Raw genomic sequence first — 12,829 nt, 5'->3', positions numbered from 1 at the left:
TTTGCGCGACATGCATTAGAGCTGAGAGTCAGCGGGCCATCATTTCATCGAAGGCTCTTTGGGCAGCCTCGCCATTCTTGACCCACCATTCTGAATTGGAAAACACCGAAGTGCCAGCATTTTCAGGCGCGGTCGCAAGGGTCTTCAGACGGTCCTCGGGAATAAGGCCACCCTCATATGCCGCAGGATTGACTGGGCCGTAGGCAATGAAATCGGTCAGCTTGGCAACGCGCGCGGGCTGCGTCATCGCTGCGATGAGCTTCATCGCGGCTTCCTTGTTCGGCGCTCCCTTCGGCACCCCAAGACAGTCCGTGCCGATGACCGAACCCTTGAACGTGTAGTCAGCCGCGCCGCCATCTGCTTTCACGGTTTGGGCCCGTCCGTTCCAGGTAATGACCAAATCCGCCTCACCGTCTTTCAGCAACTGCGCGGATTGAGCTCCCGAGGTCCACCACACGGCGACATCTGGTTTGATCGCTTCAAGCCGCTTGATGGCGCGTTCTAGCCCTTCCGGCGTGCTGAGCACGGAATAGACGTCCGCCGGTGCCACGCCGTCGGAGAGAAGCGCGATCTCGATCGAGTCTTGCGCATTGGCGCGCAACGCGCGACGGCCAGAAAATTTGGCAACATCCCAGAATTCCGCCCACGTCTTCGGCGGGTTCTGGCCATAGGTCTTGGTGTTCCACGACATGACGGTGCCATAGGAGTCGAACGGATAGCAGTAGTCGGACTTTGCACCCTCCGGCACGGATTTCGGATCGATGATCTTGTAGTCGAGTGGCTCAAGCAGCGACTGTGCGGCAGCCTGCGCGCCTTCCGGCGAACCCAGGTGGACGATATCGGTCGTGACTGCACCCGAGGTAACCTGCATCTTCAGGGCGGCCAGGCCGTCGCTCTGCGTCTCCTCGCGGACATCATAGCCAAGCTCTTTTGCAGCGGGGCCCCACATGGCCTCCTTGATGGCGTTGCCATAGTCGCCGCCTGCGGTCGTGATGGTGACCGTTTGCGCATGTACGGGCAGGGCAGCCGAGATTGCGAATGCTGTTAAGGAAATGCGTAGCCAGGACATAGGTTCTCCTCCCCAACTTTTATGGAATATCGCTTGAAAGAGCCATTATTTTGTAATCGTAACGTTACGATTGCACCTGAATACGCTGGAGTCAAGCTGCTTCCTACGGGAGTTTGGATTGACCGGGATGTCGAATCCGGTAACGTTGGCGGTCAGCAAAATCAGCCGGCGCTTTCGCAAATGAAGTCGGGCGAACAATGGCCAATCTAAAGCAGATCGCCGCGGAACTTTCCCTCTCGGTGACCACGGTGTCCCGCGCTCTGAAGGATGGGCCGGAAGTGCAGCCCTCGACCATAGCCCGCGTCAAGGAGGCGGCTAAGCGGGTCGGCTATTTGCCAAATCATCATGGTCGCGCGCTCAAAACCGGTCGAACGCAGACGCTGACTGCCGTACTCCCGATGGAAACACGAGACCATCTGTCCGATCTGTTGAAGCTTCCTTTAATCGAAGGCATGACGCTGGCGGCGCGGCAAGCCGGTTATAGTCTGTCCATCTATTCCACCACTCCCGACGACGATCCCGTTGAGAGTGTGCAGCGGCAGCTTCAGGCGCGCAGCGCAGACGGCCTGATCATCACACGCCTGGTGTCGGCTGATCCGCGCGTCAAGCTGCTGCTGGATAAACGCATGCCATTCGTCGCGTTTGGAAGAACCGACCTGGATATCGCGTATCCCTATGTCGATGTCGACAATGAACAGATTGCCTACGAGGCGACCCGGCGGCTCATGAATAAGGGCTGTCGACGCATTGCGCTGCAACTTCTCGTTCCGGAGGACCAGGCGAGCGCCATGCGTCTTTCCGGTTATGGAAGGGCAATGGCCGAGGCCGGTATTCCGATCGACCCATCGCTGATCGGTCATGGCATGTTCACCATGGAATCGAGCGCAGGCTGGTTCGATCGCTTGCTGGCGTCGTCGGATCCGCCAACGGGCCTGGCGTGCGCCAACGAACTGGGCCTTCTGGGAGCGTTGCACGCTCTCGGCAAGCGGGGTCTTACACCAGGCCGCGACGTCCACATCGTCACCCGTGACAGCACGCGGCTGGCACGCTTCCTGCCGGCAAAGATCGGAGTTCATTCCGTGGATATGGCTGGTGTTGGACGCAAACTTATCGAAGTCCTGGAGAGCCGGATCATCAATCCGCTTGGGCCGGTGGAGACAGTCTTGGTGCAAGGCAGATTCGAGCCGGCCGAATAGTCCGGGCTGCCCTCAGGAGGCCACCTTGTCTTGAACCGGCCGGATCAGCGCTTTCGCGGCATCTGCTCCCGCCGCTAGGATGCGATCCGACAATTCCGTCCCTTCCACGGCGCGCGCGAGTTGAAGAGCGCCGATGAGCGTTGCAAACATGCCCAACGCAGCGCCCTCTGGATCATTGGTCCGCGGCAGAGCTTCGGCTATCTGGCGCACCAGGGATTGAATGCGCTCGGCGTAGAGGGCCCGCGTTTCAGGCGGCTGCCGCGCGATTTCCGGCAACAACGCGGCCGAAGCGCAGCCCTTTCCAGGATTGTCCCGGTGCTCGGCCGATAGATACGTCTCTATGGCCATTTCCGGGCCGCCGGCGGCCAATGCTTCCTGCACTTGATGCGACTGAGCGTCCAAGGCCGCCGCCACACTTTCACGGACGAGCTCCGCCTTGGACTGGAAGTGCGGATAGAAGGCGCCGTTCGTCAGCCCGGCGTCGCTCATGATGGTTGCCAGCCCGGACGCCGCGATGCCGTCAGATCGAAAACGTTCGGCGGCGACCTCCATGATCCGGCTGCGTGACGCGTCTTTTCGGCCCTTTTCGTAGCGCATGCTGCTATTCCTCTTTGCTATTGCATTATTAGCGTAATGTGATATTATGATCATAATTCAATTGATGGAAAAAATCTAGCCCTCATGATTTTGGAGCACGAAATGAAGATGAATTCGGGAAAGACCGCGCTCGTGACTGGAGCCTCCTCGGGCATTGGCCGAGCCAGCGCCGAGGCACTGGCGCGGGCAGGGTTTACGGTCTTCGGGACAAGCCGCAGGGCGACAAGCAACGGACCGACACAGGTATCCATGCTGACGTGCGACGTCACCAACGGGGACTCGGTCGGCGCCCTCGTCTCAACTGTGCTCGCGCAGACCGGCCGGATCGACCTCCTGGTCAACAATGCCGGTGTCGGCCTGCTAGGCGGCGCCGAGGAATCCTCGGTCGCACAGGTACAAGCCCTGTTCGACGTCAATCTGTTCGGCGTCATGCGGATGACCAATGCGGTGTTGCCGTCGATGCGGCGGCGCGGCGAAGGGCGCATCATCAATATCGGCTCCATTCTGGGACTGGTACCCGCGCCATACTCAGCTCATTACTCGGCGGTCAAGCACGCGCTCGAAGGCTATTCGGAATCGCTCGACCACGAGGTGCGCGCCTTCAACGTCCGCGTTTCCGTCATCGAGCCGGCATTCGTCCGCACCGTCTTCGACCAGAACGGCATCGAGCCGGATTCGCTGTTGAAGGAATACGATCGGGCTCGAGCCGGGCTCAAGGCGCTGCTGGGCGATGTGATGCCCAAAGCCGATCGGCCGGAAGTGGTGGCGGATGTGGTTGTCAAGGCAGCGACCGATGCCCGTCCGCGACGGCGCTATACCGCTGGCAAGGCAGCGCGCCAGGTCAGCCTGCTGCGCCGCTTTGCCCCCGCGGGGATTTTCGACAAGAGCCTGCGCAAGCAGTTCCGACTGCCGGTCTGAACAACAGCGAGCCAGAGGATTTCACGCACATGCGACTAGCAACCACAACACATTTGGTCAGGCCCTACGAGACGGAGGCGCCAAGCATGACACATACATCCAATCGGTCGCCGCGTTCACCGGCATTGTTCCAGGACGCGCCAACGCTCTCGATCGATGTCGGCGGCACAGCATTTGCTTACAGGGAACTCGGGCCCAGGGCGGGCGTGCCGGTGATCCTGCTCAACCATCTGGCTGCTCAGCTGGATAATTTTGATCCGCGCATCGTCGACGGCCTCGCTGCGACCCGGCGGGTGATTGCCTTCGACAATCGCGGCATCGGTGCTTCGGGGGGCAAGACTCCGTCGACCATTTCCGGCATGGCGCGGGATGCAATCGCCTTTATCCGGGCGCTGGGGTTCGAAGAAGTCGATCTCTTCGGCTTTTCGCTCGGCGGCTTCGTGGCGCAGGAAATAGTGCTGACGGAGCCTAAGCTCGTGCGCAAACTCATCCTGGCTGGAACGGGGCCGGCCGGTGGGCAAGGCATCGACAAGGTGACGCCGCTGACGATCGTGGACATGATCAAGGGCGCGCTGACTTTGCGGGATCCGAAATACTATCTCTTCTTCACAAGGACGCCGAATGGGCGCCGCGCCGCAAACGCGTTTCTGGGACGGCTGAAGGAGCGCCGGAATAACCGGGACAAGGCGGTATCGCTGAGCGCCTTCGGCGCGCAACTCAAGGCGATCAAGGCCTACGGACTGCTGGCGCCGCAAGACCTGAGCGCCATCCGCATTCCCACTTTGGTTGCGAATGGCGACCAGGACAGGATGGTGCCGAGCAGCAATACCTACGATCTCGCTAGGCGTATCCCGGGGGCGCATCTGGTTATCTATCCGGATGCCGGGCATGGCGGGGTATTTCAGAACTACGCCGATTTTGTCCCGAAAGCCCTGTCCTTCCTCGAGGCTGAGGCCTTGCCGCAGGGCGGCTATGCAGCTGAAAACGTTCGGCTTGTTTCGTCCGGAACAGCAACAGACATTCTTAGAAAGTAACTGCCATGAAGGCATTCGTTGTCGATAAGTATAATAAAAAGGGCACCCTGCGGCTGGCCGAAATGCCGGAGCCGGAGCTCCAGGACAGCGATGTTCTGGTCGAGGTCCATGCCGCAGGGGTGAACCTGCTCGATTCCAAGGTCAGAACCGGAGAATTTAAACTCATCCTGCCCTATCACCGGCCCTTCACCCTGGGCCACGACGTGGCCGGGAAGGTTGTTCGCGTGGGATCCAAGGTCGGCAAGTTCAAAGCCGGCGACGAGGTCTATGCGCGGCCGCGCGATGGCCGGATTGGGACATTCGCCGAATTCATTGCCGTCAATGAAGCCGACGTGGCGCTCAAGCCTGAGAATCTCAGCATGGAAGAGGCGGCCTCGATTCCCCTGGTCGGTCTCACCGCCTGGCAGACGCTTATCGACAGGGCAAACCTGAAGAAGGGACAGAAGGTGTTCATTCAGGCTGGTTCCGGCGGCGTCGGGATATTTGCTATTCAGTTGGCCAAGCACCTCGGCGCGACCGTTGCGACAACCGCCAGCGCGGCGAGTGCCGATCTGGTGAAAAGTCTCGGCGCCGATGTCGTCGTCGACTACAGGAAAGACGACTTCGAGAAAGTTCTGTCGGGCTACGATGTCGTCTTGAACAGCCAGGACGCCAAAACACTGGAAAAATCTCTGAGCGTGCTGAAACCGGGTGGGAAGCTCATCTCCATCTCGGGTCCGCCGGATCCCGAATTTGGCAGGGAAAAGGGACTGAATTTGATGCTGAGGCTGGTGCTGCGCCTACTCAGCCGCGGAATTCGGGCCAAAGCCAAGCGCCGTGGTGTGCAGTTTTCGTTCCTTTTCATGTGGGCGCAGGGCGATCAGCTGAGCAAAATCACCGCCCTCATCGAAGCCGGCGCGATCCGCCCGGTTTTGGATCGGGTCTTTCCATTCGAAGCGACCAATGACGCCCTGGCCTATGTCGAAACAGGACGCGCCAAGGGCAAGGTCGTCATCAAGGTCAGATAGCAGGCGCCTCGAACGCTGCCCTCAGCGTCTCGAACGGTGCCAGCGCGCCGCGCACCTGCACGACGGCGGCGGCGACGCGATGGGCGCGCAGCACGGCTTCTGCCGGGGCATGGCCGGCAAGGCGAGCGGCGAGATAGGCGCCGTTGAAGGAGTCGCCGGCGCCGGTGGTGTCGACCGGGTTGGCCACGTGTACCGCCGGCACCGATTGCAAGGTTCCGTTTTGCGCGATCAGCGCCGGTTCCTCGCCGTTCTTGACGACGACTTCGCCAACCAGTTTTCGCAGCCGTTCAGCTGTTTCCTGCGATGTCGTATCACCAAACAGCATCTGCTCATCGGGAAAGGTGGGTAGTGCGATGTCGGCGACGGCGAGCGCCTCGAGGATCGCGGCCTGCGCTTCCTCGCGCCGGCGCCACAGCCGCAGCCGGTAGTTGGGATCGAAGGCGATCAGCGAGCCGGCCGCGCGCGCCTTGGCCACGGCCGTCAGCAGCACCTCGCGTGCGTCGTCGTCGAGGATTGCCAAAGTGATTCCGGAAAAATAGACAAGCGCCTGGTTTTCAAGGCTTTTCTGCAAAGCGGCTGGGTCCGAAGCCAACTGCCTTGCGGCCGCATCGGCCCGCCAATAGGTGAAAGAACGTTCAGGGCCGGTCAGCGTGATCGCATAGAGGCCGGGGCGGGCGCCCGCTATCACCGGGCTGGCGCCGATGCCGATGCCGTTCTCGGCCAGGAACTTGATCTGGTCGCGTGAGAACGGGTCGTCGCCGAAGGCCGACACATAGGTCGCCGGCCGCTCGCCGCTCAAGGCATGCAGCGCCCACAAAGTGTTGAACGTGTCGCCGGCAAAGCCCATGCGCCAGTTCGGCCCGACCTGCCCCGAAAGCTCGAGCATGCACTCGCCGATCGAGGCGATGCCGTTTCCTGCCATGAAGTACTCCTCCATCCTGCAATTGCGGTGCTGTAGCTTTTTGCTGCCGGCAGCGCCATGCTTGGCGACGGCGGATTCTTGCACTGGGGGCAATTTCCCACAGGGGCGTGGGACGCGATCTGCCCAGCGAAACGTTATCCGCAGAACAGGAATAGGTTTGGCATCGTTATGGCGTTATCTTCTTGGAGGCCTCGGCTTGGCTACCTTGCTCGCCGGCGTGCTGGTCGTCGTCTATCTGACGGCGCCGCATGCGCCGCAACCAAGCTCGGACGTAGGCCGTTCCAAGACGGCAGCGAACAAGCTGTTCGTGGCGACTTTCGAGCCCGAGAAGGGCGTCATCCGGCAGGGCGAACTGGAATCCTGGCTGCTGACGCTGAGAACCGTCGAGGGTGCGCCGGTGGAAGGTGCTGCGATAACGATTTCCGGCGGCATGCCGCAGCACAAGCACGGTCTGCCGACCAGCCCGCAGGCGACCGATTACCTCGGCGAGGGGCGCTATCGCATCGACGGCGTGAAATTCACGATGAGCGGGTGGTGGCAATTGCATTTTGCCATTTCCGCTGCGGCCGGTTCGGACACTGTCGTCTTCAACGTGGTGCTGTGAGCCACTGATGGCCCGGTTTTCCAGTCTTCTCGCGTTGGTGGTGGTGGCCGTGCTTGCCGGCTGCGGCAGACCGGAGTTTTCCGATGCCGAAAAGCAGACCATCGCCTCGCTGGCCCTGTCCAAGCTGCCGCCGCTGAAGCCCGACACCACCAATCGCTTCGCCGATGTGCCGGCCGCAGCGGCACTGGGCTCGACGCTGTTCTTCGACACCGGGATGAGCGGCGACGACACGGTATCGTGCTCGACCTGCCACAAGATCGACCGCCAATTCCAGGACGACCTGCCGCAAGCTGTCGGCGTCGGCCGCACCAACCGTCGTACCATGCCGTTGGCCGGCGTCGCGCATGATCCCTGGTTCTTCTGGGACGGGCGGCGCGACAGCCTGTGGGCGCAAGCGCTGACACCGCTCGAAAATCCGCTGGAGCAGGCCGGCAACCGCGCCGCCTTCGCGCATTACATCAAGGCCCGCTTCGGCGAGCGCTACGAGCGCATCTTCGGGCCGCTGCCTGACCTTTCGAGCGTGCCGGCCAATGCCAGCCCGCTCGGCACCGATGCCGAGAAGGCGGCCTGGAACGCCATGCCCGCCAGCCAAGCCGAGGACGTCAACCGCGTCTTTGCCAATATCGGCAAGGCGATCGCCGCCTTCGAGCGCTCGATCGCGCCGCCGCAGACACGCTTCGACCGCTTTGCCATCGACCTGGCTGCGGGCGCCGAGCCGAAAGGCGACGCCGCCTTTTCGCCGGAGGAAATCCTCGGCCTGAAGCTGTTCATCGGCAAGGCCAATTGCGTGACCTGCCACAATGGCCCGCGTCTTACCGACGGCAGCTTCCACAACACCGGCGTGCCGCCGGTCGCGGGCCTGCCGCCGGATCGCGGCCGTGTCGACGCGGTGGCGCAGGTCGAGGCCGATCCGTTCAACTGCTTCGGTGCCTTTCGCGACGGCGATGCCAGCGCCTGCCGCGAACTGCGCTTCATGGTCAAGGCCGGGCCGGAACTCGTCCGTGCCTACAAGACCCCGTCGCTGCGCGGCGCGGCCACCCGTCCGCCCTACATGCATGCCGGGCAGTTTTCCTCGCTCGACGAAGTGGTGGCGCATTATTCCAAGGCGCCGGCAAGTGTCGAAGGCACATCCGAGATCCATCCGCTGCAGCTTTCGGATCGCGAACGCGCGGCGCTGGTGGCGTTTCTGAAGACGCTGGCGGAGTGAGGTTGGCGGGACAACAGCAGCGCTCTCCTACCGATCCTTCACCGTCTCCATCGCCACGAAGGTCGAGGTCTGGGCGACGTGCGGCAGGGCCGAGATGCGCTCGCCGAGCACGCGGCGGTAGGCGGCGATGTCGGTGGTGCGGACCTTCAGCAGATAGTCGAAGCTCGACGCCATCATGTGGCACTGCTCGATCTCCGGCACCGCCTGCACGGCGCGGTTGAAGGCGTCGAGCGCGGCCGAGCGGGTGTCGGACAGTTTCACCTGGACGAAGGCGACATGGCCTTCGCCCATGCGCTCACGGTCGATGATCGCCTGGTAGCCCCTGATGAAGCCGTCCTTCTCCAGCCGCTTGACTCGAGCCTGCACCGGCGTCTTCGACAGGCCGACTTTCGCCGCCAGATCCGACATGGAAAGCCGGCCATTGCTACCCAACGCCGACAGGATGTTCCTGTCGATCCGGTCCAATTGGTCTTCTGTCATTGGATTCCTGGTCGAATTGGAGGTGATCAGTCCTAATGATAGATCGATCGACCTGTGCTGTCGATTTCTTTGGACCGACTGGAATCCCTACTTATGTTAGCTTGCGCCATTCGGTCCGGTGACCGCCGGCCCGCTCCCTTATACAGGACCGCCATGCCAGCGCTCGACACCATCCGCCAGCAGATCCGTGCCAATTATTTGCCCGACGAAGACCAGGCGGTGAAGCGGCTGGCCGAGGCGGCCGGGCTGTCCGCGCAAGACCGCAAGGCGATTTCGGCCCGTGCCGCCGATCTGGTGCGCGCGGTGCGCGGCTCGTCCGATCCGCGGCTGATGGAGGTCTTCCTGTCAGCCTATGGTCTCTCGACCAAGGAGGGCGTGGCGCTGATGTGCCTGGCCGAGGCGCTGCTGCGCGTGCCCGACACCGAGACGATGGACGACCTCATCGCCGACAAGATTGCGCCGCACGACTGGTCGGCGCATTCGGGCGGCTCGAGCTCGATCTTCATCAATGCGTCGACCTGGGCGCTGATGCTGACCGGCCGCGTGCTCGACGAAGGCGAGGGCGGCATCGAAGGCACGCTGCGCGCCATGGTGCGCCGGCTGGGCGAGCCGGTCATCCGCAAGGCGGTGGCGGCGGCGATGCGCGAGATGGGCGAGCAATTCGTGCTCGGCCGCACCATTGCCGAAGCCGTCAGGCGCGGCCGGCCGATGACGCAGAAAGGCTATCTCTATTCCTTCGACATGCTGGGCGAGGCGGCCCGCACCGAGGCCGACGCGCTGCGCTACCTCAAGGCATATGCCGACGCCATCTCCTCGCTCGATGCCGGCGCCAACGGCCCCGACATCCGCCAGAATCACGGCATCTCGGTAAAACTGTCGGCGCTGCATCCGCGCTATGAAGTGACGCAGAAGGAAAAGATGCTGCCCGTCATGGCCGAGCGGCTATTGTCGCTGGCGCTGGCGGCGCGCCATTCGCGCATGGGCCTCAACATCGACGCCGAGGAAGCCGACCGCCTCGATTTGTCGCTCGACGTCATCGAGCGGGTGCTGGCCGAGCCGGAGCTTGCCGGCTGGAACGGTTTTGGCGTCGTCGTGCAGGCCTATGGCCCGCGCGCCGCCTTCGTTATCGACTGGCTCTACGAACTGGCGAGGAAATACGACCGCAGCATCATGGTGCGGCTGGTCAAGGGCGCCTATTGGGACACCGAAATCAAGCGGGCGCAGACGCTCGGGCTCGACGGCTATCCGGTCTTTACCCGCAAGGCCAACACCGACGTGTCCTACCTGGCCTGCGCGAAGAAGCTGTTGGCGATGACCGATCGCATCTATCCGCAATTCGCCACCCACAACGCCCACACCGTCGCCGCCATCCTGTCGATGACGACGGACCGCGATACATTCGAGTTCCAGCGGCTGCACGGCATGGGCGAAGCACTGCACGAGACGGTGCGCAAGGCCGAAGGCACGCGCTGCCGCATCTATGCGCCGGTCGGCGCGCATTCCGACCTGCTCGCCTATCTGGTCCGCCGGCTGCTGGAGAACGGCGCCAACTCCTCGTTTGTCCACCAGCTCACCGACGAGGAGGTCGAGCCCGAGGACATCGCCCGCGACCCGCTCGAAACGGTGGAGAAACAAGGCCCCGCCGCCAATCCGGCGATCGTGCCGCCGTCGGCGATCTTTGGCCCCGGCCGGCGCAATTCCAGGGGTTTCGACATCACCGACACGCTGACGCTGGCGGCGATCGACAAGGCCAGGGCCGAGTTCGCCGGGCCGGAGCGCTGGCACGCCAAGCCGGTCAGCCGCGCTGCCGGCTATGGCAAGCAGCGTCCGGTCGTCAATCCGGCAAAACCTTCGGAAGTGGTCGGCACGGTCAGCGAGGCCGGCGCCAAGCAGGTCGAGACCGCCGTGCGCATCGCCGTCGAGGCACAACCGGCATGGGCAAGACGCCCGGTCGCCGAGCGCGCCGCCATCCTCAACCGGGCGGCCGACCTCTATGAGGCGAACGCCGTCGAGTTCTTCGCGCTGGCCTCACGCGAGGCCGGTAAGTCATTGGCCGACGGCGTCGCCGAGGTGCGCGAGGCGGTCGATTTCCTGCGCTACTATGCGGCTGAGGCCGCCAATGCCGAGGCGGGCACCGAGGCGCGCGGCGCCATCGCCTGCATCTCGCCGTGGAATTTCCCGCTGGCCATCTTCACCGGGCAGATTGCGGCAGCACTCGTCACCGGCAATTCGGTGATCGCCAAACCGGCCGAGCAGACGCCGCTGATCGCCTTCCGCGCCGTCCAGCTGCTGCGCGAGGCCGGCGTGCCGGAAGACGTCATCCAGCTTCTGCCCGGCGACGGTCCCTCGGTCGGCGGCCCGCTGACCGCCGATCCGCGCATTGCCGGGGTCTGCTTCACCGGCTCGACCGAGGTCGCCAAGCTGATCGAAAAGCAGCTCGCCGACACCGCCGCGCCCGACGCCATGCTGATCGCCGAGACCGGCGGCCTGAACGCCATGATCGTCGATTCCACTGCGCTGCCGGAACAGGCGGTGCGCGACATCCTCGCCTCCGCCTTCCAGAGTGCCGGCCAGCGCTGCTCGGCATTGCGCATGCTCTACGTGCAGAAGGACGTCGAGAAGAAGATGCTTGAGATGCTGAAAGGCGCGATGGAAGCGCTCAGCCTCGGCGACCCGTGGCGGATCTCGACCGATGTCGGCCCGGTCATCGACGACGAGGCGCAAGCGTCGATCCGCGACTATTGCACCAAAATGGGCCTGCAGGGCCGGCTGATTGCCAAGCTCGAAGCACCGAAGGACGGCCGCTTCGTTGCGCCGCACGTCTTTCGAGTCAAGGGCATCGAGGAGTTGGAGCGCGAGGTGTTCGGCCCGGTGCTGCACGTCGCCACCTTCGATGCCGACGAGATCGATGCGGTGATCGCCGCGATCAACCGCAAAGGCTATGGCCTGACCTTCGGCCTGCACACCCGCATCGAAGGCCGCGCCCAGCATTTCGTCGATGGCATCCATGCCGGCAACATCTATGTCAACCGCAACCAGATCGGCGCCGTCGTCGGCGCGCAGCCGTTCGGCGGCGAGGGGCTTTCCGGCACCGGGCCGAAGGCCGGCGGGCCACATTATCTCCGGCGCTTCCGCAAGGGGCCGGAGGCCGGCACCCATCTTGCCGAAGGCCGCAAGGTGACTGCGACCGAGCTCGCCGACAATCTGCCGGACCCGGCGTTTGGCGGCTGGTCGACGCGGCCGGATCGCGTCGCCATCCTGAGGAAACATCTGCGCGGCAAGGGCGCCGCGGCCATCGGCGCTGCAGCCGCCGTCGATTTCGGCCAGGTCGACCTGCCCGGGCCGACCGGTGAGGCAAACACGCTGTCGCTGTCGCCCCGCGGGCGCGTGCTCTGCCTCGGTCCCGACGCGGATACGCTGCTTGCCCAGGCGATCCAGGCGCTATCCGCCGGCAATGCGGTGCTCGCCGTCGCGCCCGGCGCGCCGGCAGCGCTGTCGGCGCTGACCGGCAAGGGCCTGCCGCTGGCGGCCATCGACGGTAGACCGGACCCGGTCGAAGCGCGCTCGCTGCGGGTCGATGTCGTGGCCTTTTCTGGCACGCCCGAGGCCGCGCGCATCGTGCGCAAGGTCATCGCCGAGCGCGCCGGCCCGATCGTGCCGCTGGTCAGCGAAGTCTATTATCCGGCCGCCTATGCGCACGAGCGCGCCGTGTGCGTCGACACCACGGCGGCGGGCGGCAATGCCAGCCTGCTGGCTGCGGCCTGAGGGTTTCGCTACGGCTCGCTCATCGCGGGC

General features: G+C 63.7%; 11 protein-coding genes. 7 read left to right on the top strand and 4 right to left on the bottom strand.

Annotation, left to right across the window (positions count from 1 at the left end):
* Positions 1-28: 28 nt before the first annotated feature.
* On the bottom strand, positions 29-1,069 hold the full coding sequence (locus NKH70_RS21565; protein ID WP_352719608.1) for an ABC transporter substrate-binding protein: 1,041 nt from the start codon (positions 1,067-1,069) through the stop codon (positions 29-31).
* 197 nt (positions 1,070-1,266) lie between these two features.
* Here NKH70_RS21565 and NKH70_RS21560 point away from each other — a divergent pair, with 197 nt between their 5' ends.
* Positions 1,267-2,265 (top strand): LacI family DNA-binding transcriptional regulator, encoded by a 999-nt coding sequence (locus NKH70_RS21560; protein ID WP_353025956.1) that lies wholly within the window; start codon positions 1,267-1,269, stop codon positions 2,263-2,265.
* Between the two features lie 12 nt (positions 2,266-2,277).
* Here the strand turns inward: NKH70_RS21560 and NKH70_RS21555 are convergent, their stop codons facing one another.
* On the bottom strand, positions 2,278-2,862 hold the full coding sequence (locus tag NKH70_RS21555) for a TetR/AcrR family transcriptional regulator (protein WP_352913308.1): 585 nt from the start codon (positions 2,860-2,862) through the stop codon (positions 2,278-2,280).
* 102 nt (positions 2,863-2,964) lie between these two features.
* Between NKH70_RS21555 and NKH70_RS21550 the strand changes: the two genes are divergently transcribed.
* From NKH70_RS21550 to NKH70_RS21540, 3 genes are all read left to right on the top strand, one after another.
* Positions 2,965-3,780, top strand: a complete 816-nt coding sequence (locus tag NKH70_RS21550) for an oxidoreductase (protein WP_352913310.1) — start codon at positions 2,965-2,967, stop codon at positions 3,778-3,780.
* 86 nt (positions 3,781-3,866) lie between these two features.
* On the top strand, positions 3,867-4,814 hold the full coding sequence (locus NKH70_RS21545; protein ID WP_352913312.1) for an alpha/beta fold hydrolase: 948 nt from the start codon (positions 3,867-3,869) through the stop codon (positions 4,812-4,814).
* A 5-nt stretch (positions 4,815-4,819) separates the two neighbouring features.
* Positions 4,820-5,821, top strand: coding sequence for an NADP-dependent oxidoreductase (locus NKH70_RS21540; RefSeq protein ID WP_353015179.1), 1,002 nt, complete (start codon positions 4,820-4,822; stop codon positions 5,819-5,821).
* Here NKH70_RS21540 and NKH70_RS21535 read toward each other — a convergent pair.
* Positions 5,814-6,743, bottom strand: a complete 930-nt coding sequence (locus NKH70_RS21535; RefSeq protein WP_353025954.1) for a sugar kinase — start codon at positions 6,741-6,743, stop codon at positions 5,814-5,816. The two genes, NKH70_RS21540 and NKH70_RS21535, sit on opposite strands and share 8 nt — an antisense overlap.
* A gap of 157 nt (positions 6,744-6,900) precedes the next feature.
* Here NKH70_RS21535 and NKH70_RS21530 point away from each other — a divergent pair, with 157 nt between their 5' ends.
* A complete protein-coding gene (locus tag NKH70_RS21530) occupies positions 6,901-7,347 on the top strand; it encodes a FixH family protein (RefSeq protein WP_353025953.1) in 447 nt (148 codons plus the stop codon).
* Positions 7,348-7,354: 7 nt separating this feature from the next.
* Complete coding sequence (locus NKH70_RS21525) at positions 7,355-8,554, top strand: cytochrome-c peroxidase (protein WP_352913316.1); 1,200 nt, start codon at positions 7,355-7,357, stop codon at positions 8,552-8,554.
* Between the two features lie 27 nt (positions 8,555-8,581).
* Here the strand turns inward: NKH70_RS21525 and NKH70_RS21520 are convergent, their stop codons facing one another.
* On the bottom strand, positions 8,582-9,034 hold the full coding sequence (locus tag NKH70_RS21520) for an Lrp/AsnC family transcriptional regulator (protein ID WP_352568904.1): 453 nt from the start codon (positions 9,032-9,034) through the stop codon (positions 8,582-8,584).
* A 153-nt stretch (positions 9,035-9,187) separates the two neighbouring features.
* On the opposite strand from NKH70_RS21520, the gene putA reads away from it, so the two are divergent.
* Positions 9,188-12,799, top strand: a complete 3,612-nt coding sequence (putA, locus tag NKH70_RS21515; RefSeq protein ID WP_353025951.1) for a bifunctional proline dehydrogenase/L-glutamate gamma-semialdehyde dehydrogenase PutA — start codon at positions 9,188-9,190, stop codon at positions 12,797-12,799.
* Positions 12,800-12,829: the final 30 nt, after the last annotated feature.

The sequence above is a fragment of the Mesorhizobium sp. M0991 genome (assembly GCF_040318915.1).
GTDB lineage: Bacteria > Pseudomonadota > Alphaproteobacteria > Rhizobiales > Rhizobiaceae > Mesorhizobium.
The sequence above is the reverse complement of the archived record's forward strand: the minus strand, read 5'-3'. Positions and strand labels throughout refer to the sequence as shown.

Bases quoted from the DNA above. Each gene is read 5' to 3' on its own strand.
- NKH70_RS21565 (WP_352719608.1), bottom strand. From the start codon at position 1,069: ATGTCCTGGCTACGCATTTCCTTAACAGCATTCGCAATCTCGGCTGCC.
- NKH70_RS21560 (WP_353025956.1), top strand. From the start codon at position 1,267: ATGGCCAATCTAAAGCAGATCGCCGCGGAACTTTCCCTCTCGGTGACC.
- NKH70_RS21555 (WP_352913308.1), bottom strand. From the start codon at position 2,862: ATGCGCTACGAAAAGGGCCGAAAAGACGCGTCACGCAGCCGGATCATG.
- NKH70_RS21550 (WP_352913310.1), top strand. From the start codon at position 2,965: ATGAAGATGAATTCGGGAAAGACCGCGCTCGTGACTGGAGCCTCCTCG.
- NKH70_RS21545 (WP_352913312.1), top strand. From the start codon at position 3,867: ATGACACATACATCCAATCGGTCGCCGCGTTCACCGGCATTGTTCCAG.
- NKH70_RS21540 (WP_353015179.1), top strand. From the start codon at position 4,820: ATGAAGGCATTCGTTGTCGATAAGTATAATAAAAAGGGCACCCTGCGG.
- NKH70_RS21535 (WP_353025954.1), bottom strand. From the start codon at position 6,743: ATGGCAGGAAACGGCATCGCCTCGATCGGCGAGTGCATGCTCGAGCTT.
- NKH70_RS21525 (WP_352913316.1), top strand. From the start codon at position 7,355: ATGGCCCGGTTTTCCAGTCTTCTCGCGTTGGTGGTGGTGGCCGTGCTT.
- NKH70_RS21520 (WP_352568904.1), bottom strand. From the start codon at position 9,034: ATGACAGAAGACCAATTGGACCGGATCGACAGGAACATCCTGTCGGCG.
- putA (WP_353025951.1), top strand. From the start codon at position 9,188: ATGCCAGCGCTCGACACCATCCGCCAGCAGATCCGTGCCAATTATTTG.